This is a genomic window from Deferrisoma camini S3R1, assembly GCF_000526155.1.
Lineage (GTDB): Bacteria > Desulfobacterota > Deferrisomatia > Deferrisomatales > Deferrisomataceae > Deferrisoma > Deferrisoma camini.
Window position 1 is genome coordinate 2,317,825 of sequence record NZ_JAFN01000001.1, and the last position, 17,289, is coordinate 2,335,113.

At 71.7% G+C, this 17,289-nt stretch carries 19 protein-coding genes and 1 tRNA gene; 6 read left to right on the top strand and 14 right to left on the bottom strand.

Annotated elements, in window-relative coordinates:
• The first annotated feature begins 28 nt into the window (after positions 1 to 28).
• Complete coding sequence (locus DEFCA_RS0110115) at positions 29 to 601, top strand: TlpA family protein disulfide reductase (RefSeq protein ID WP_025322905.1); 573 nt, start codon at positions 29 to 31, stop codon at positions 599 to 601.
• 69 nt (positions 602 to 670) lie between these two features.
• On the opposite strand, the gene DEFCA_RS0110120 is transcribed toward DEFCA_RS0110115, so the two are convergent.
• Positions 671 to 746: transfer RNA gene (locus DEFCA_RS0110120), tRNA-Gly, on the bottom strand.
• A 73-nt stretch (positions 747 to 819) separates the two neighbouring features.
• On the opposite strand from DEFCA_RS0110120, the gene DEFCA_RS21500 reads away from it, so the two are divergent.
• Positions 820 to 1,014, top strand: coding sequence for a hypothetical protein (locus DEFCA_RS21500; RefSeq protein WP_025322906.1), 195 nt, complete (start codon positions 820 to 822; stop codon positions 1,012 to 1,014).
• Here DEFCA_RS21500 and DEFCA_RS19435 read toward each other — a convergent pair.
• Positions 996 to 1,952 carry a glycosyltransferase family 2 protein gene (locus DEFCA_RS19435; RefSeq protein ID WP_025322907.1) on the bottom strand — a complete coding sequence of 319 codons (957 nt, stop codon included), beginning with the start codon at positions 1,950 to 1,952 and terminating at the stop codon, positions 996 to 998. The genes DEFCA_RS21500 and DEFCA_RS19435 overlap by 19 nt on opposite strands.
• Positions 1,953 to 2,049: 97 nt before the next feature.
• Between DEFCA_RS19435 and DEFCA_RS24155 the strand changes: the two genes are divergently transcribed.
• Positions 2,050 to 3,042, top strand: coding sequence for a response regulator (locus DEFCA_RS24155; RefSeq protein ID WP_025322908.1), 993 nt, complete (start codon positions 2,050 to 2,052; stop codon positions 3,040 to 3,042).
• 22 nt (positions 3,043 to 3,064) lie between these two features.
• Here DEFCA_RS24155 and DEFCA_RS24160 read toward each other — a convergent pair whose 3' ends face one another.
• The 4 genes from DEFCA_RS24160 to DEFCA_RS24165 are packed head-to-tail and all read right to left on the bottom strand — an operon-like array spanning position 3,065 to position 7,375.
• Complete coding sequence (locus tag DEFCA_RS24160; protein ID WP_025322909.1) at positions 3,065 to 4,399, bottom strand: TldD/PmbA family protein; 1,335 nt, start codon at positions 4,397 to 4,399, stop codon at positions 3,065 to 3,067.
• Positions 4,396 to 4,860 carry an N-acetyltransferase gene (locus DEFCA_RS0110145; protein ID WP_281173759.1) on the bottom strand — a complete coding sequence of 155 codons (465 nt, stop codon included), beginning with the start codon at positions 4,858 to 4,860 and terminating at the stop codon, positions 4,396 to 4,398. Before DEFCA_RS0110145 ends, DEFCA_RS24160 begins: the two co-directional genes overlap by 4 nt.
• Entirely contained in the window at positions 4,857 to 6,533 is a 1,677-nt protein-coding gene (gene recN, locus DEFCA_RS0110150) for a DNA repair protein RecN (protein WP_025322911.1), read from the bottom strand. Before recN ends, DEFCA_RS0110145 begins: the two co-directional genes overlap by 4 nt.
• Positions 6,530 to 7,375, bottom strand: a complete 846-nt coding sequence (locus tag DEFCA_RS24165; RefSeq protein WP_025322912.1) for an NAD(+)/NADH kinase — start codon at positions 7,373 to 7,375, stop codon at positions 6,530 to 6,532. Before DEFCA_RS24165 ends, recN begins: the two co-directional genes overlap by 4 nt.
• A 151-nt stretch (positions 7,376 to 7,526) precedes the next feature.
• Here DEFCA_RS24165 and DEFCA_RS0110160 point away from each other — a divergent pair, with 151 nt between their 5' ends.
• Both DEFCA_RS0110160 and DEFCA_RS0110165 read left to right on the top strand, forming a co-directional pair.
• The gene (locus tag DEFCA_RS0110160) at positions 7,527 to 8,861 is read left to right on the top strand and encodes a replication-associated recombination protein A (protein WP_029733886.1); all 1,335 of its coding nucleotides are present in this window, start codon (positions 7,527 to 7,529) and stop codon (positions 8,859 to 8,861) included.
• Positions 8,858 to 9,358 carry a universal stress protein gene (locus DEFCA_RS0110165; RefSeq protein WP_025322914.1) on the top strand — a complete coding sequence of 167 codons (501 nt, stop codon included), beginning with the start codon at positions 8,858 to 8,860 and terminating at the stop codon, positions 9,356 to 9,358. The genes DEFCA_RS0110160 and DEFCA_RS0110165 overlap by 4 nt, the downstream gene beginning before the upstream one ends.
• Positions 9,359 to 9,361: 3 nt before the next feature.
• Here DEFCA_RS0110165 and csrA read toward each other — a convergent pair whose 3' ends face one another.
• Positions 9,362 to 9,595, bottom strand: a complete 234-nt coding sequence (gene csrA, locus DEFCA_RS0110170) for a carbon storage regulator CsrA (RefSeq protein ID WP_025322915.1) — start codon at positions 9,593 to 9,595, stop codon at positions 9,362 to 9,364.
• 278 nt (positions 9,596 to 9,873) lie between these two features.
• Here csrA and DEFCA_RS19445 point away from each other — a divergent pair, with 278 nt between their 5' ends.
• Entirely contained in the window at positions 9,874 to 10,425 is a 552-nt protein-coding gene (locus DEFCA_RS19445; RefSeq protein ID WP_025322916.1) for a DUF882 domain-containing protein, read from the top strand.
• Positions 10,426 to 10,434: 9 nt separating this feature from the next.
• Here the strand turns inward: DEFCA_RS19445 and DEFCA_RS0110180 are convergent, their stop codons facing one another.
• The 7 genes from DEFCA_RS0110180 to DEFCA_RS0110210 all read right to left on the bottom strand — a co-directional run bounded on the left by DEFCA_RS0110180 (position 10,435) and on the right by DEFCA_RS0110210 (position 17,054).
• The gene (locus tag DEFCA_RS0110180) at positions 10,435 to 10,680 is read right to left on the bottom strand and encodes a hypothetical protein (protein WP_025322917.1); all 246 of its coding nucleotides are present in this window, start codon (positions 10,678 to 10,680) and stop codon (positions 10,435 to 10,437) included.
• Entirely contained in the window at positions 10,677 to 12,137 is a 1,461-nt protein-coding gene (locus DEFCA_RS0110185; protein WP_025322918.1) for an Hsp70 family protein, read from the bottom strand. The genes DEFCA_RS0110180 and DEFCA_RS0110185 overlap by 4 nt, the downstream gene beginning before the upstream one ends.
• Before the next feature lie 374 nt (positions 12,138 to 12,511).
• Positions 12,512 to 14,266: a HEAT repeat domain-containing protein gene (locus DEFCA_RS0110190; protein WP_025322919.1), complete on the bottom strand. Its 1,755-nt coding sequence runs from the start codon at positions 14,264 to 14,266 to the stop codon at positions 12,512 to 12,514.
• Between the two features lie 6 nt (positions 14,267 to 14,272).
• Complete coding sequence (locus DEFCA_RS0110195; RefSeq protein ID WP_169709540.1) at positions 14,273 to 14,470, bottom strand: DUF2997 domain-containing protein; 198 nt, start codon at positions 14,468 to 14,470, stop codon at positions 14,273 to 14,275.
• A gap of 2 nt (positions 14,471 to 14,472) precedes the next feature.
• Positions 14,473 to 14,847: a DUF1257 domain-containing protein gene (locus tag DEFCA_RS0110200; protein WP_025322921.1), complete on the bottom strand. Its 375-nt coding sequence runs from the start codon at positions 14,845 to 14,847 to the stop codon at positions 14,473 to 14,475.
• Positions 14,848 to 14,892: 45 nt separating this feature from the next.
• Complete coding sequence (locus tag DEFCA_RS0110205) at positions 14,893 to 16,380, bottom strand: AAA family ATPase (RefSeq protein ID WP_025322922.1); 1,488 nt, start codon at positions 16,378 to 16,380, stop codon at positions 14,893 to 14,895.
• Between the two features lie 242 nt (positions 16,381 to 16,622).
• Complete coding sequence (locus DEFCA_RS0110210; RefSeq protein WP_025322923.1) at positions 16,623 to 17,054, bottom strand: PilZ domain-containing protein; 432 nt, start codon at positions 17,052 to 17,054, stop codon at positions 16,623 to 16,625.
• Positions 17,055 to 17,289: the final 235 nt, after the last annotated feature.

Consider the following 17,289-nt stretch of genomic DNA (forward strand, 5'->3'; position numbering starts at 1 on the left):
CAACCCCCTCGGCAAGGAGTCACGCGCGATGAAGCGTTCCTTGATTTCTCTGGTGATCGCGGCCGTGCTGGCCGCCACGGTCGCTCCCCTGACCCCTGCGGCCGCCGCTGAGGCCACGGCCCTGAAAGGGAAGAAGGTGGACTCCAACGGCCTGCTGGCGGTGGGGTCCGAGGCGTTGCCGTTCACGCTGAAGGATCTGGACGGCAACACGGTGAGCCTGGAGCAGTTCCGAGGCCGGAAGGCGGTGCTCCTCACCTTCTGGTCGTTCTTCTGCGGCCCGTGCCGCGAAGAGATCCCCCTGCTGGACCAGATCCTGAAAAAGTACCAGGATCAGGGCTTCGAGATGTTGGCCATCAACCTCGACGGCCCCAAGCTCGCCAAGGCGGTCCGCCGGTACGTGGACTCCAACGGCTTCTCGTTCCGCGTGCTGTGGGAGGAGATCGAGGGGGTGAACTACAAGACGGCCGACGCCTACGGCGTCGCCGGCACCCCGAGCCTGGTGCTGGTGGGCAAGGGGGGCAAGGTGCTGTGGACCCACGTGGGTCGGGAGGAGCCGGAGAAGATCGAGGCCGTCATCCGTAAGGCCCTCGGCAAGGGCTGAGGGCCCTGCGCCCCCCGCACCCACAGAAGAAAAGGCGCCGCTCCCGAGGGGCGGCGCCTTTTATCGTCGTGGAGCGGGCGACGGGATTCGAACCCGCGACTCTCAGCTTGGGAAGCTGATACTCTACCAGCTGAGTTACGCCCGCGCCGCTGGGAAGGTTGATGATTATAGGCATCCGCCCACCCGTGTCAACGCCAAAGTTTGTCCCCCGGTACGCCATGACCGACGAGTCCTCGTTTCGCCCCGCCGGAACCCTTCCCGGCCGGCTGTACGTGCCGGCCGGCGGGGGCCCCAAGAAGCACCCCTGCCCCGAGTGCTACTGCTGCCAGTGGTGCCCCGAGGTCCGGTGCCAGGCCTGCCGCTCCTGCCCCAAGGCCGGCCCCGATCCAGAGGATCAGGCCACGAACAGGTAGTCCTGCCCTTCCTGCACGCCGGCCGGCACACACCGTCGCACCCGGTCGCGCACCGCGGCAGCCCCGAAGCAAAACAGCGCCACCCCCTCCCACCGCACCTCTGCGTGGCCCGGTTTCCACTCGACCCCCCGGACCCCCAGGCCCCGGGATCCCAGGGCCCGGGTCCAGGCGGCCAGAGTCTGCCCCCGGCCGAACACCGTGGCGTGCCCGATGCCACGGGAGGCCAGCTCGGCGGCCAGGTGACGGGCCTTCACGGCCCGGAACGCCCCGGCCCCCATCCGCGCCGACCGACGGGTCTCGCGACCCGGGTGCTCCCGCCACAGGTACAGCACCCGGGGCACCTTGCCCACCCGGTATCCGAGGCGGTGCCACCGCAGCAGGAGGTCCAGGTCTTCGGGGCCGTCTCCCTCCCACCACCCGCCACCCGCCACCAGGGCCTCCGTGCGGACCGCCAGGGTGGCATGGGTCACGGTGCACTCCACGTACCGCTCCCGCGCGATCTGCTGGGGAAGGACCAGACGGTTCTGCCACCGCAGGTACGAGGCCATGCGCTCCGACACCCGGACGACCGGGAACAGCCGCACCCGGCTCCCCACCGCTTGCCAGGAGGGGTTCCGGCCGAGGGCGTCCATCAACGCCTCCAACCGGTCGGGGTGGCACAGGTCGTCGGCGTCCATGCGGGCCACCACCGGCGCCGACACCTCCTCCAGGGCCCGGTTCAGGGCGGCCGCGACCCCCCGGCCGGGCCCGGGGACCAGGGTCAACCTCCGGTCGCCCTCGGCCGCCCGGACCAGAACCTCGGCCGAGGCGTCGCGGCTGTGGTCGTCCACCGCGATCAGGCGCCAGTCGGGGAACCGCTGACGCCGCAGGCTCTCCCAGGCCTGGGCGATCCACGGCCCGGCGTTCCGGAACGGCATGAGGATGTCCACGGCGGGCACGCTTGCCTTCCCCAGGGGCTGTGGTAGCGTAGGGTCACGCGTTCGCCCGCGTCCGTGACGCGGGCGCGGGGGCACCGAGACGCGAGGGGGTGTGCGAATGAGCGACACGATCCTGTACGTGGAGGACGAGCCCGGTCTCGTCCGGCTGGCCGAGGCGGTGTTTCGGAAGATCGGTTTCGGGGGGCGCATCGTACCGGCCGGCAGCCTGGCCGAGGCCCGGCGCGCCCTGGCCAGGATCCGCGAAGGCGGAGCCCTGCCCAAACTGGTGGTGACCGATCTCGGGCTCCCAGACGGCTCGGGGCTCGAACTGGTCCGCCAGATCAAGGAGGACCCGAGCCTGCGCGCCGTTCCCGTGGTCGTGCTGTCGGGCTCGGCCAGCCCCGAGACCGTGACCGAGGCGTACGCCCTGGGGGCCAACGCGTTTCTGTCGAAGACGCCCGCCGCCGGGGACCTCCTGTCGGCCATGGAGGGGCTGGTCCGGTGCTGGCTTCGGGAGGTGGAGCTGCCGAGCCCTCGGATCGGCGACCGGATCCAGTGGGACCTGACCCGGGCCGTGGGCTACGAGACCCGGGTGGCCCAGATCTATCTGGAGCTGGCCCGGCGGCTCCGGGCGGACCCCGCGGCCCTTCGGTTCTGGCTCGACCTGGCCCTGGCCGAGGGCAACCACGCCAACCTCCTTCGGTTCTTCGAGTCCCTGGTGGAAGCCTGCGACGCGCCCGCGCCCGTGCTCGACCGGCTCGAGGACCAGCTCGCCCAGGTGGAGACCTGCGTGGCCGGGATCGAGATGGGCCTCGGGGCCCGGCCCGAGATGGACCGGGACGGGGCCCTGGAGATCACCCTGCGCATCGAGGAGTGCCCCAGCGAGGAACTGATCCTGGCCGGCCTCGGGATCCTCCTCCCCTGGGCGCCGGCGGCGGTGGCCACCCTGGCCGAGAGCTTGGCCGACCATGCGGCCCACATCGCGGACGGCGTCCGGAGGCTGACCCGGAGGCAGGACCTGTGGGCCCGGGCCCAGGCCTTCCTCACCCGGGCACGGACCGTGCGGGACCGGTTCGCAACGGGACTGACCGACGCCCCCCCCGCTCCGTGAGGCGACGGCAGCCCCCGCCGCCTCACCCCGCCAGATCGAGCCCCTCCACGAGGACCGGCGGGGCCCCGAAGCCGCCGTGCGCCTCCAGGTCCGTGCCCACCACGGCCACCCGCAGCAGCAGCTCCCCCACGGTCCCCGACAGGGCCGCGCCGGTCACGGGATGGGCCGGCGTCCCCTCCTCGAACCAGACCCCCGAGCACCCCACGGAAAACTCGCCGGTGACCGGATCCGCCGTGTGCAGCCCCAGCACCTCGCGCACCCACAGCCCCCGGCCCGCCAGGGCCATGAGATCCGCGGCGCCGCCTCCATCGCCCGGGGCCCAGATCAGATTGGTCACGTCGGGCCGGGGGGGGACCGCCGCCCCCCCGGCCGCGTTGCCCGTGGAATCCCGCCCGGCCCGCCGACCGCTGGGCCGATCGTAGAGGAACCCCTTCAACACCCCTTGCTCGACCACCGCCGTGTTCTGCCGGGGCACCCCCTCCTCGTCCACCGGCCGGGTCTCGATCCCCCCAGGCCGGAGCCCCTCGTCCCGGATGGTGACCCCTCGGGCCGCCACCACCTCGCCTCGCTCCCGGAACAAGCCCAGCCCCTTCTCCACGGTCTCTCCGAGAAACGACGGGGCGAGAACGCCCAGGAGGTCCGCCGCGACCCGAGCGTCGAGGATCAGGGGGAACCGGCCCGTGGGGGCCGGCCGGGCCCCCAGCAGCTCCACCGCCCGGTCCGCCGCGTCGGCCGCGAGACGCTCCGGTGCAATTTCGGCCCACTGCCGCACCTCGGCCGACGCCCACCCCGTCTGGGCCGTGCCCCCCTCGGCTGCGGACACCTCCAGGGAGGCGGAGGCCGAGGTCTCGACCCAGGCCACCTCCTCGGCCCGGTGGTTGCGGAGCATCCGGCGGATCACCACCGCCTCTGCCGAAGGCTTCCGCACGGAGACCACCCGACGGTCCCGGGCCCGGGCGGTGCGCTCCAGGGTCTGGACGACGCCGGCCAGGTCGGCGGCGGTGATCGCCTCCACCCGGGAGTCCCGGATCCCCAGGTCCCCCGACGGCGACGGCCCCAGGGCGCCTTCCAGGTCCGCGGCCGGAACCGGGTCCTGCGCCTCGGCGGCCTGGCGAGCCCACGCCACCAGCTCGCCGGCGTCCCACCGGGAACCCGGGCCGAGGGGCACGGCCGCGAACCCCACCCTACCGCCCCCCAGGTCCAGCCGCACCGACAGGTAGGACTCGCGCCACCGCTCCACGGCCGTCTCGCCGTCGCCGCCCTCGACCCGGATGCCCCGCTCCTCCCACACCGACGCCTGCCAGGGGCGGCCGGCCGCCGCCCGGGTCAGGGCCTCCCACAGGCCGGCGGGCGTCACGGGCCCAGCTCCCGCATCACCGCCACCTCGTCGCACTCGGGGAACTTCGAGCAGTGGAGGCAGTCCTTCCAGACCTTGTGGGGGAGCTGGGACTTCTCCACCTCGTGGAAACCCATCTTGGCGAAGAACCCCGGCCGGTAGGTCAGGGCGAAGAGCCGCCGCAGCCCGAGGCACCGGGCCTGCTCCAGGCAGGCCTCCACGAGGCGGCGGCCGATGCCCCGGCCCTGGAGGTCCCGGCGCACGGCCAGGGAACGAACCTCCCCCAGGTCCACCCAGCAGATGTGCAGGGCCGACAGACCCACGATCTCGTCGCCGCGCCACGCCACCACGAAGTCCCGGAGGTTTTCGTACAGGTCCAGCCGGGACCGCGACAGGACCACCCCTTCCCGGGCGTAGTCGTCGAGGATGGCTTTCATGGCCTCCACGTCCTGGAGGCGGGCCGGGACCACGGTGATCGTCACGACGCAAACCTTTCCACCAGTTCCTGCGCGTGGCGCAGGGAGGTTTCGGTCACATGGCGCCCGCCGAGCATGCGGGCCAGCTCCTCCAACCGGTCCCGCCCGACCAGGGGGCGCACCCGGGTCACGGTCCGGCCGACGGAGACCTCCTTCTCCACCCTCAGGTGGCCGGTGGCCCGGGCCGCGATCTGGGGCAGGTGGGTGATGCACAGCACCTGGCCGTGCTCGGCCAGCCGGGCCAGGCGTTCGGCCACGGCGTCGGCCGTGGCCCCTCCGATGCCGGCGTCCACCTCGTCGAACACCAGGGTGCCCACCCCCCGGTCCCGCAACGCGTTCTTCAGGGCCAGCAGAAGCCGGGACAGCTCCCCCCCCGAAGCCACCCGGGCCAGGGGCCGGGCCGGCTCCCCGGGGTTCGCGGCCAGAAGGAACCGCACCCGGTCCCCGCCCCGGGGGCCCGGCTCCACCGGCTCGAGCTCCACCCGGAACCGCGCCCGGCCCATGGCCAGGGCGGCCAGCTCCTCGGCCATCCGGGTCTCCAGGGCCCGGGCCGCCCCCTCGCGAAAGGCCCGCACGGCGGCCACGGCCCGCTCCAGCGCACCCCGGGCGGACTCCAGGTCCCGGCGCGCGGTCTCCAGGTTCCACTCCAGGGCCTCGATCTCGGCCAGCTCGGCCTCCATGGCCCCCAGCCGCGCCAGCACCGTGTCCACGCCGGCCCCGTGCTTGCGTTCCAGGCGGCGGATCGTTTCCATGCGCGCCTCGACCGCCTCGAGCCGAGCCGGGTCCGCCTCCACCGCCCCCAGGCGGCGGCGAACCCGCAACGCGGCCTCGTCCACCAATGCGGCGGCCTCGGCCACCAGGTCCAAGATCTCGCCGGCCCCCTCGTCCCAGGCCCTGGCCCCCTCCAGCTCCCGCTGGGCCCGGCCCAGCCGGGCCAGGGCCGCGGTCTCGGCCGCGTACAGCTCGGCCTCCGCCCGGCCGTAAGCCTCCCGGAGACGCTCCGCGTGGGCCAGGAGGTCTCGCTCGGCCCGCAGCCGCTCGTCCTCGCCGGGCTCCAGGCCGGCCGCGCGGATCTCCTCGATCTGGAACCGAAGGAACTCGGCCCGCTCGCGTCCCTCCCGCTCCAGCCGCTTCAGCCGGTCCACCTCGGCCCGAGCCGCCTGCCACGCGCGGTACGACTCCTGACATGCGCCCAGGGCCGTCCGGCCCTCGGGCCCCAGGGCCCCGTCCAGGAGCCGGCCGTGTTCGTCCTCCCGGAGCAGGGCCTGGTGCTGGTGCTGGCTCGACACCTCCACCAGGTGGGCGCCCAGCCGGGCCAGCACCCCGAGGGGGACCAGCGCCCCGTTCACGTGTGCCCGGCTGCGGCCGTCCCCGGTCAGGGTGCGGCTCACGATCAGGGGCTCGTCGGGGTCCCACGGAATCCCGGCCTCCTCCAGGATCGACCCCGCCGCCTCGCGGGCAGGGCCCTCGGGCGAGAACACCCCCTCGACCCGGGCCTGGGCCGCCCCGGCCCGAACCCAGTCCCTGCGGGCCCTCTCGCCCAGCAGGAGCCCCAAGGCCTGGAGCAGCAGCGACTTGCCGGCCCCGGTCTCGCCGGTGAGCACGGTGAAGCCGGGGGAAAGCTCCAGCTCCAGCTCGTCCACCAGGGCGAAGTCGCGGATCCGCACCCACTCGATCACCGCCCCTCCTCCAGCACGGGGAAGCCTCCCCACATGAGCTTGGTGCGCACGACCCGGTAGTAGTCCCGCTCGGCCGAGCGCACCAGCAGCACCCGGCTTTCGCCCCGCACCACCGTCACCCGGTCCCCCTCGTCCAGCTCCATGCCCTCCTGCCCGTCCAGGGTCAGGAACACCTCCCCGTTCTTCGAGGCCAGCCGCACCTCCACCCGGCAGGTGTCCGGCAGCAGGATCGGCCGTTGGGTGAGGGTGTGGGGACAGATCGGCGAGAGGACCAGGGCGGGCACCTGGGGCTGCACGATCGGTCCCCCGGCCGAGAGGCTGTACGCCGTGGATCCGGTGGGGGTGGCCACGATCAGCCCGTCGCCCCGGTAGTTGGTGAGGTACGCCCCGTCCACGCGGACCTCGAGATCGCTGATCCGCGCCAGGGCCCCCTTGTTGAACACCACGTCGTTCAGGACCCGGAACCGCTGGACCACCCGGCCCTGCCGCACCACCTCCCCCTCCAGGGTGGTGCGCGGATCCACGGTCCAGCCCTCCTTCCGGATCCGCTCCAGCGTGGAGAACAGCTCGGCCACGGGGATCTCGGTCAGGAACCCCAGGAACCCGATGTTCACACCCAGGATCGGGATCTCGCGGCCGCCCAGGGCCCGCACCGCCGCAAGGAGCGTCCCGTCGCCCCCCAGCACCACCACCAGGTCCGCCGGCTCCGGGGCCCGGCCGAAACGACCGTCTTCCAGCACCCGGACCCCCCGGGCCCGGGCCCACCGCCGCAGGTCCTCGGCGGCCCGGTCGGCCTCGGGGGAGCTGCGCTTACGGAACACGGACAACACGCGAAGGGGCAAACGATCGGCTCCGGAAACGTGGGGACGTCAGGACGTTATGACGTTGGAACGTTGGGAGGCTAGGACGTTGGGACGCTTCGCGTCTGCTGGGCGGCTTCCAGCCCTCTGGCTTCCTAGCCTTCTAGCTTTCCAGCCGGTATTCTAACAAACCATGAACCCACGGGAAACGAAGCACCGTGCCCCCCTGGCCGAGCGGATGCGGCCCCGGACCCTCGATGAGGTGGTGGGGCAGGACCACCTGCTGGGCCCGGGCCGCCCCCTGCGCACGGCGGTGGAGTCGGGGGCGCTGCCGTCCCTGCTGCTATGGGGGCCCCCGGGCAGCGGAAAGACCACCCTGGCCCATCTGCTGGCGCGGCTGGCCGGATACCGGCTCGAGACCCTGTCGGCCGTGGAGAGCGGGGTCAAACAGGTTCGGGAGGTGGTGGCCCGGGCCCAGCAGGCCCGCGGAGCGGGGGGGGCCACCCTGCTCTTTCTCGACGAGATCCACCGGTTCAACAAGGCCCAGCAGGACGCCCTGCTGCCTCACGTCGAGGCCGGCACCATCACCCTGGTGGGGGCCACCACCGAGAACCCCTCGTTCCAGGTGGTCTCGCCCCTGCTGTCGAGGATGCTGGTGGTGCGGCTCGAGCCCCTCGAAGACGAGGCGGTGCGGGCGATCGTGCGCCGGGCCCTCGAGGACCCCCAACGGGGGCTGCCCGGCGTGACCCTGGAGGACGAGGCCGAACGCCTGCTGCTGCGGGCCGCCCAGGGGGATGCCCGCCGGGCCCTCAATCTGCTGGAGGCGGCGGCGGTCGCCGCCCCCCGGGCCGCCGACGGCGGGACCACCGTGACCCGGGAGGTGCTGGCCCAGATCCTCCAGAGCCCGACCCTGTACCACGACACCCGGGGCGACTGGCACTACGACGTGGTGAGCGCCCTCATCAAGAGCCTTCGGGGCTCGGACCCGGACGCCGCCCTGTACTGGCTGGCCCGCATGGTCGAGGCCGGGGAGGATCCCTTGTTCATCGCCCGCCGGCTCGTGATCTTCGCCAGCGAGGACGTGGGCAACGCCGACCCCGAGGCCCTCCGGATCGCCCTGGCCGCAAAGGATGCCGTGCACTTCGTGGGCATGCCCGAGGGATGGATCCCCCTGGCCCAGGCCACCGTGTACCTGGCCACGGCTCCCAAGTCCAACGCCTCCTACGCAGCCTACCTGCGGGCCCGCAAGGACGTGCGGGAGCACGGCAACCTCCCGGTGCCCTTGCACCTGCGCAACGCCCCCACCCGGCTGGCCCGAGAGATGGGCCACGGCCGCGACTACCTCTACCCCCACGACCACCCCGACGCCGTGGTGGCCCAGACCTATCTGCCCGATGCCCTGGCGGGCCGGAGGTACTTCCGGCCCGGCCGGTTCGGGTTCGAGCGCGAGATCGCCAAACGGCTGGCCTGGTGGGAGCGAAAGCGGGCCGAGCAACGGGAGCGAGACCCAGAGGAGGAGCACCGATGAGCCGACCGGAACCCGCCCCCGAAAGGGGCACGCCCGAGCGCGGCACCACCTTCCGACGGATCGTGGCCACCACCGACTTCACCCCCGGGTCCAAGCGGGCCTTCCGGCGGGCCCTGACCCTGGCCCGGGACCTGGGGGCCGAGCTCCACCTGCTCCACGTGGCCTGCCAGCCCAACCTGAGATCCGTGTTCTTCGTGCGGGTGAGCGGGGATGCGATGGAGCGCCTGTGCGCCCGGGCCCGTCAGCGGGCCCGGCGGCGCATGGAGGACTTCCTGCGGGGGGAGGATCTGGAAGGGGTTCGCCTGGTCCCCCACGTGGTCACCGGTCACCCGGCCCGGGAGATCGTGGGGTATGCCGAACGGGTGGGCGCCGACCTCATCGTGGTCGGCGAGCGACCGGAGAGCCGGAGCCAGCACCTGCTCCAGCACGTGGCGTTCGAGAGCGTGGGGGAGCGGGTCCGGCGCACCGCGCCGTGCTCGGTGCTCACGGTGCGCTGAGGATCACCCCTTCTTCCGCAGCAGATCCTTGAGGCGGTCCACGTCCAGCGTGGGCGCGCGGGTGGCGGCCACGTTCTCCCTGCGAATCTCCTCGTAGATCTCCTTGCGGTGGACGGGGATCTCCCGGGGAGCCTGGATGCCCAGCTTCACGGCCCCGCCGTCGATGCCGAGCACCTTCACCTCGATCGTGTCCCCGATCATGATGGATTCGTCAACCTTCCGTGTCAGAACCAGCATCCCGACCCCCTGAACCCCGAAAGAGAGATAGGAAACGGATGGACCGGACTATACCCCCGTTTCCCAACCCCTTTCAAGAAAGTGCTACCGTTTGGGGACACCTTCCGGACGACCTCGGTCGTCGGTCGGGGCGGCTCGCAAGCCCCGCCAAAACCTCGGGGGCACGGAGCCTGATGGAACGACGGGCGCCCCCGGGCCCGCAGCAGGGGCTGCGGCGCGGGTTGTGTTCGCGGCTTGGAGCTCGTAGAATCCGCGGCCGCCGGGGGAAAGGAGGCCGAGTGAACCGAAGGGAGGCGTTGGGACGGATCGCTCTCGCGTGCGGGGGGCTGATGCTGCCCCAATGGCTGGGCGACGAGGCGTGGGCCGCGCAATCCGCCCCGCCCACAGGGGTTCTGGCGGTGGGCAACGTCCACACCGGCGAGACCTGCCGGGCGCGGTACCTGGACCCGGGCGGCGGGTGGAACCCCGCGGGGCTGGAGGCGTTGAACCGCCTGTTCCGTTGCCACTACACGGGGGAGGTGCGCCCCATCGATCCGAAGCTGTATCTCCTGCTCGACCGGCTGGGGTCCGCCCTGGGCCGGGCCGACGAATCCTACGAGCTCATCTCCGGATACCGATCCCCCCGATACAACGAGCTTCTTCGGCGCAACGGCCATGCGGTGGCCCGACGCAGCTACCACCTGCGCGGCATGGCGGCCGACGTGCGGCTGCCGGGGGTGCCCCTGGCTCGCCTGCGCCGGGCCGCCCAGAGCCTTCGGGCCGGGGGGGTGGGGTCGTACCGGGAGTTCGTCCACGTGGACGTGGGCCCGGTGCGCTACTGGCGGGGATGAGAGGGGCGGCTACCCGCCGTTCGTCGGCGGCCGTTGGCAAGGCGGACGAGATCGCAGACGCCGCCAGGCGATCGCGTAGTACAACCCGAACACGATGACCACCGGGGCCAGGAACCCCGCCAGGACCGCCGCCCCCAGCCCCCCCTTCAGCTGCCAGGCCACGAACAGTCCCACGGCCACCAGGGCCAGCGCCGGCACCCCCACCACCACCTGGGCCCGGCCCAGACGCCGGGGGTGGGGCTCGGCCGGGCTCAACTCAGCTCGATCAGGGGCCGTTCCTCCCAAATCACCTTCTCCTCCCGCAGATCCTTCACGGTCACGGTCAGGCGCTTGCGGGCGTCCACCTTGAACTCCAGCAGGAACCGGCGCTCCCCCACCCGACCCGGAGGGTGCACCGGGATCACCAGGGGCCCGTCCATGGCCGGCTCGTGGGTCTCGTCCTCCTGGGAGGCCACGAAGCTGATCCGGCCGTCGTCGCCGTAGAGGATCTCCCGGGCCTCGGCCCGGGGTCCCCCACCGGCCGACCGGTAGATCCGCAGATGCAGCTCGTACTGGCCGTCGTAGAAGGTGTTCACGATGTAGCGGGCCGTGGGGTTTCGGGTGGGATAGCGCGTGAACCGCTCCACCACCACCGGGTAGTGGTACTCTCCGCTGATCGGGTCCCGCACCTGGAGCGAGTAGGTGTCGCGCACCATGTCGTCCACCGGGCTGTCCGACAGGAACCGCAGGGCCCCACGGCCCGTGGCCAGCTCGGGCTGGGTCCCCAGGATCCGGTCGCCGAAGTTCTCCTCCAGGGTCCGGCGCACGATGGGGATCCGGGTGCCGCCCCCGAGCAGGAGCACCTTGCGGATCGCTTCGGGTTCGACCCCACCCAGGCGGGCTTCCTCCAGGGCCCGGTCCAAGGCCCGCTGCACCTCGGCGGCCAGGTTCTCGCGCTCCAGGATCTTGCGGAACTCCTCCTGGCCCCAGGTATGGGCGTCGGCTTCGTGGAGCACGAATCTCTTCCAGTAGAACGAGGGCAAGGGTTTGCCCATGTCGTCGGCGTGGAGCTCCCGGAGGATGCGCTGCTTCAGGTCGGCCGTGCCCACCGGCACGCTCACCGAGGCCTTGATCACGGGGGGCGAGTACGCCTCGCGCCCCATCCAGTGGAACTGGACCACCCGCACCCGCAGGGCCGAGAACCCGAAGTCGAACACGGCCACCAGGTCGTCGGTGAACAGGTTCAGGCCGTACCCCAGGGCCAGAGCGGTGTCCTCGTCCACCAGGGTCACGGACCGTACCGGATCCAGATCCACGTCTCCCAGCCACTCCCGGAACGCCTCGCCCCCTACCGAGGGGAACAGGATGACCGCGTGGACCCCCTCGTCCAGCTCCCCCGCCAGCCGCTCCATCACCCCCCGCAGGAACGCGGCCGCCGCCTCCTTGTGGGTGATCCGCCGCTCCCCCACCTTCCTGCCCACCGGGGTGGGGTGGAGCACGTGGTCCTTGAGGTCGCGGAACGTGGCGTCGTCGCCGTACACCCCGGCCCGCAGAACCTCCTCCCCCAGGAGGAGCTGCCTGCCGAAGTGCACCAGCGAGGGCACGAACAGGGTCCCCGGCACGTCCCGCACCCGCCGGGCCACCCCCTTCAGCAGCCCCCGATACCGGGTGTCCCCCTCCCGGAAGGTGATCAGGGTGTTGTAGTTGCCCAGATCCACAGCGATGTCGGCCACGAAAAGAACCTCTGGAAGGCGGGAAAGCGATCAACCCGGCGGACAAACAGGTGCTACCGCTCCCTGCTCGGAGGGGCAAGGGACCTGTCGGAGAGCCGGGCGCGGCCCCTTAGCTCGCCGCGCAGCGCCTCTGACGCTCGGACCGCGAAACGGTTTGGATTCCAGCGAGTTGTCATGAAATCGGCTCTTCGGTCCTGTGCCTGCGCGGCGAATCTCAATGCCCGGCTTCGCGCCCGGCCGGAGGCAGGTCCCTTGCCCCACCCTTGCCCCACCCTCCGAGGAGGCGCGTCTATTTTGTCGCCGGGTCAATAGAAAGCCCGGAAGCTAGAAGGCTGGGGGGCCGGAAGCCAAAGGCCGGCCGCGGACCGCCACCCTCACAGCGCCTCGATCAGCACCATATCGCCCCGCACCTGTCCCTCCACCAGGAGCACCATGTCCCGGCACTCGGCCTTGAGCGCGGTCCGGGCCCGGTCGAGCATGTGGCGCACCGGCCCCACCACGGCCCCTTCGGCCGGCAGTTCGGCCGCGATCCGATCCAACTCGGGCAGGTCCCGGTCCGTCCGGCCCTGGATCCACCGCCCCAGGGCGGTGGGCAGGCCGTGGAACAGGGCCCGGCCGAGCCCGCCCCGGTGCACCCCCTCCCAGCACAGGAACAGCTCCAGGAGCGGGTCTCCCCGGTCCTCGAGCTGGACCATCAGCGCCCACAGCCGGTGAAGGGCCTCCCGCCGGCCGGGCTTTGCCGCGGCCAGGGCCGACAGGTACCGGCCCAGGGACCTCTCCGCCGGACCGGAGAACCGCGACTCCGGGTCCTCGGCCGGGGGATAGGCTCCCGCGGCGAACCTCTGCCCGAGCTGCCGCTCCAGATCCTCGAGGTCCACCAGCCCCTCGTCCAGGAACGAGGCCAGGTTCACGACCGGGTTCGCCTCGGCCGCGGTGACCTCCAAGAGCCGTTCCGGATCGGCCCCCGCCGGCAGGTCATCGGCCTCCACCAGACCGGGCCGCCCCAGGGCGGCCACGGCCTCCGCCAGGAACGCGGTGGTGGGGATCTGCATCAGGCACCGGGCGGCCAGGTACGCCGGAAGGAGCTCCCCCCGGCGCCACACGGCCTCCAGGTCCGGGGCGTATCGGGGGTCCTCCCGGAAGGCCGTCACGAGCAGGAGCTCCCGCAGGGGGCGGCCCGACTCCCGGGGCAGCCGCAACACGAGCCGCTCCAGGGCCGCCGGGGCCGTGGCCCGGCGCAGCCCCCGGTACACCGGCACCGGGTCTGCGGGCTCGGATCGGCGCCGCCGGAACAGTCGTCCCCAGAACCCCTTGGGCTCCCGGGGGTCCAGGGTCCGGGCCACGAACTCCTGGGCCTCGGGGTGCGGAACCGCGCCGAGGGCCTCTAACATCCAAGGCTCGGGCTCCTCCCCTGCCGCCTCCAGAAGCGGACCCACCCCTGCGGGGGCCCCGAGCGCGGCGTAGGCCTCGAACGCAGACCGCGCCTTCTCCCGATCCGGGACCGCGAGCCAGGGGATCAGATCCTCGGCCAGCCCGGGGTCGCCCAACCGACCGATCCCCAGGGCCGCCCAGGCCCCCACCGGGGAGTCCTCGGCCAGACGCTCCCGGAAGCGGTCCCGGGCGCCCGCCGCCCCCATCCGGGCCAGAGCGTGGAACGCGGCCGGATCGTCGGCCAAGGGAAGGAGCGCTGCCTCGGCCTCCGGCCCCCCGTACCCGGACAGGGCCTCGCAGGCGGCCGCCCTGAGGAACGGGTGCTCCAGGGCGGCGAGCACCAGCGGGAGCGCCTTGGGGCCCCGGATCCGGCCCAGGGCCCGGAGCGCCTGGCCGGCCGCGTCCAGGGCGGAGCGTTCCCGGCACAACCGGGCCAGGTATCCCTCGGCCAAGGGGTGGCCCAGGCTGCCCAGGCCCAGCATGACCCCCCGCTTCTGCGGCGAGTCCGGCCGGGCCACCCACTCGTGGAGCACCTCGTCCACCTCGGGCCCCAGGCACAGACCACCCACCAGCACCGCCAGCCGGTACGGCCGCGGGGCCGAGCCCACCGGGGGGAGGTGACGGGGGAACGCCCCCGGCCCCCGGTCGAGGATCTCCTCGAGGAGGTCCCCCAGGGGGCGGTGGACCTGGGCATCCATGGGCGGCTACGCCTTCTCCCGGACCCGGGCCTTTTCCTCGTCGGTCAGCTGCTCGTAGTACTCCGACGTGAACTCCCGCTCCACCTGCCCACCGAGGAGGGCCTCGATCTTCTCGGTGATCTCCAGACACCGCCCCCCCTTGGCCCCGAACACGGTGACCTTCACGTTGCCCTCTTCGTCGATGGTCACCTTCACCTCTTCCACGGTCACATCCTCCTCAGGGTCAGGCTGACGGTCTCGCCCTGGCGGTCCTCGTTGACCACCTGGAACTCCTGCTCCGCCAACTGGTCCTTGACCACGTGGTACGCGTACCGGCGGGTGACCTCCTTGACGAACGCCTCCTGGGAGAACGAGCGAACCATGTCCCAGTCGGCCACAACCTCGTAGGTGTCGCCGTTCTTGATGAACCCGATGTCGTACCCCTCGGGCGTGCGCACCTTGAGATCCACGGTCATCTTGCGGCCCAGGTAGCCCCGGATCTTGCTGCGGCCCTCCACCACGTCGAGCTCCATGTCGGCCAGGGCCCGCTTCAGAAACAGCAGGTCCACGATCCGGGTCTTCAGTCGGGAGAAGTGGGACATGGGAAACCTCGGCTGTCGGCCGTCGGGGGGCTCGCCCCCGCCGCGTCAGTGCACCTCTTTGTTCGCCTTCCGGGTCCGGTCGGCGGCCCACTCGCGCAGGCGCTCGATCCGCTCGCTCATCAGCTTCGAGATGGGCACCACCTCCCGGATGCCCTGCAGGATGTCCTCGGTGGTGAAATCCCGCTCCCCGTCGTCGAAGGCGTTGTACATGGCGTTGATGATGGCCTGCTCGATCTCGGCCCCGCTGAACCCCTCGGTCTCCCCCGCCAGCAGGGCCACGTCGTAGTTGCGGATGACCGGCCGCACCTTCGACAGATGGACCCGGAAGATCTCCATGCGCTCCTCGTAGTGGGGAAGATCCACGAAGAAGATCTCGTCGAACCGCCCCTTGCGCATCAGCTCCGGCGGCAGGTTCGTGATGTCGTTGCCGGTGGCGATGACGAACACCGGCTTCTCCTTCTCCTGCATCCATGTCAGGAACGTGCCGAACACGCGGGCCGAGGTGCCCGAGTCCCCGGCGCCCGTGACCGACGAGAACGCCTTCTCGATCTCGTCGATCCATAGGATGCAGGGGCTGATCGTCTCGGCCAGCAGCAGGGCCTTGCGCATCCGCTCCTCCGACTCCCCCACCAGGCTGCCGAACACCTTGCCCATGTCGAGCCGGAGCAGCGGCAGGCGCCACAGGGCCGATGTGGCCTTGGCGGTGAGGCTCTTGCCGGTTCCCTGGATGCCGATGATCAGGATCCCCTTGGGGTTGGGCAGTCCGTACTCCTTGGCCCGGCTGCTGAAGGCCTTGTCCCGCTTCTTGAGCCAGTCCTTGAGGTTGTCGAGCCCCCCGATGTCCGAGATCCTCTCCCGGGCCGGGAAAAACTCCAGCACCTCCTCCTTGCGGATGACCTTCTGCTTTTCCGACAGCACCAGCTGGATCGCGGACTGATCGAGCACTTTGTGCTTCAGGATCGACTTGACGAACACGCCCCGGGCCTGGTTCTCGGTAAGCCCCAGGGCGGACTTCACGAGCTTCTCCTCCGCGTCCTTGCTCAGGTCCACCTTCACGTCCCGCGAGTCGCAGATCTCGTGGAGGATCTCCCGGAGCGCCTCGTAGTCCGGCAGGGGGAGGAACACCTGGGGCACGTCGTCGCGGATCTCGGGGGGGAGTCTGAAGAAGGGGGACAGGAGGATCACGGTCTTCCGGGACGAGCGCAGGGAGTGGAGAAGGTTCCGGAGCATCCGGACGATGACCGGTTGCTCGAAGAACGGGTGGAAGTCCTCCAACACGAAGATCGCGTCGCCCCGGTACCCTTCGATGCGCTGCAGCGCCGTGAGGGGGTCCATCCGCCCCTCCTCCAGGGGGTTCGAACCCCCTTCCCGCCGGAACCCCATGACCGTGTTCCAGAAGAACAGCTCCCGCCCGTTCAGGCGCTGCGCGACCCCTTTCACCAGATCGTGGGCGCGCTCCTCCTCACCGGTCACCAGCGAGATCACCGGCTGCCGGGAACGGATCAGGATGTCGAGCTCCTCGCGGATGTCCATGGCTCTGCCACACCTCCCTCGGCCCAACCGAACCTCCGGTCGAACCTGCGTTTTCGGCTACTCTAGGGCAGCGGTGGTCGACGGGTCAACGCCGGGCCCCGGCGGGCTCGGGGCCTTCGGCCCGCCAGGCGGCGAGTGTCCCGTTTTGCAAGAAAGGATTCCGACGGATTGCGGCGGTGGAGCTGAGGGCTCCGGCGCAGGGCGACGGCCGAGCACGCCGGGGAGCCCAGGATCCTTGCGGGTTACCCTTCTTCGCTGCCCGGCCCCGCAGGGGGCTTCCTCAGCCGCTCCTTCTCCCGCTCCAGGTAGACCCGCATGGCCTTCCAGTGGTCGTCCCAGATGTCCACGAACTCGATCCCCACCTCCACCCGCCCCCCCTCCACCGGCCGGGTGCGCACCACCCGCCCGATGGCGGTCAGGGGTCGGGTCACCGAGTCCTCCCCATACTTCAAAAACTCCGAGGTGTGGCGGTGCCAACCGGCCAGCCTCAGGGCCACCTGCACGGGCCGGCCCGGCTCCAGGGGCTGGTCCAGGACCAGCCTCACCCCCCCCTCGCTGACGTCGCGCATCTCGGCCTCGAGCTCGGGCGCCCGCCCCAAGGGGTAGGTGATCTCCTGGCAGGTGATCCGCGCCCGCTTGGGAATGCGTTCGTGCCTGCGTCGTTCCCGGTCCATGGTGAGTCCTCCCGGTAACTTCGGTCGTCGGTCGTCGGTCGTCGGTCCTCGGTCAACGGTCAACGGTCTGGGGCCTTCGGCCCGCTAGGCGGCCAGGCGGCTCTCGAACCGCGCCAAAGCTCGGGGGGCATGGGGTCTGCTGGAGAGCCGCGTGCGGCCCCTTGGCTCGCCGCCCGGCCCACCGGCCCTGACAGGGGGTTCGTGCGCCGCACTGTACCGAAAGGCCCGCGGGGAA

Coding starts and splice junctions, on each gene's coding strand:
- DEFCA_RS0110115 (WP_025322905.1), top strand. CDS start 29: ATGAAGCGTTCCTTGATTTCTCTGGTGATCGCGGCCGTGCTGGCCGCC.
- DEFCA_RS21500 (WP_025322906.1), top strand. CDS start 820: ATGACCGACGAGTCCTCGTTTCGCCCCGCCGGAACCCTTCCCGGCCGG.
- DEFCA_RS24155 (WP_025322908.1), top strand. CDS start 2,050: ATGAGCGACACGATCCTGTACGTGGAGGACGAGCCCGGTCTCGTCCGG.
- DEFCA_RS0110160 (WP_029733886.1), top strand. CDS start 7,527: ATGAACCCACGGGAAACGAAGCACCGTGCCCCCCTGGCCGAGCGGATG.
- DEFCA_RS0110165 (WP_025322914.1), top strand. CDS start 8,858: ATGAGCCGACCGGAACCCGCCCCCGAAAGGGGCACGCCCGAGCGCGGC.
- csrA (WP_025322915.1), bottom strand. CDS start 9,595: ATGCTGGTTCTGACACGGAAGGTTGACGAATCCATCATGATCGGGGAC.
- DEFCA_RS0110190 (WP_025322919.1), bottom strand. CDS start 14,266: ATGGATGCCCAGGTCCACCGCCCCCTGGGGGACCTCCTCGAGGAGATC.
- DEFCA_RS0110200 (WP_025322921.1), bottom strand. CDS start 14,847: ATGTCCCACTTCTCCCGACTGAAGACCCGGATCGTGGACCTGCTGTTT.
- DEFCA_RS0110205 (WP_025322922.1), bottom strand. CDS start 16,380: ATGGACATCCGCGAGGAGCTCGACATCCTGATCCGTTCCCGGCAGCCG.
- DEFCA_RS0110210 (WP_025322923.1), bottom strand. CDS start 17,054: ATGGACCGGGAACGACGCAGGCACGAACGCATTCCCAAGCGGGCGCGG.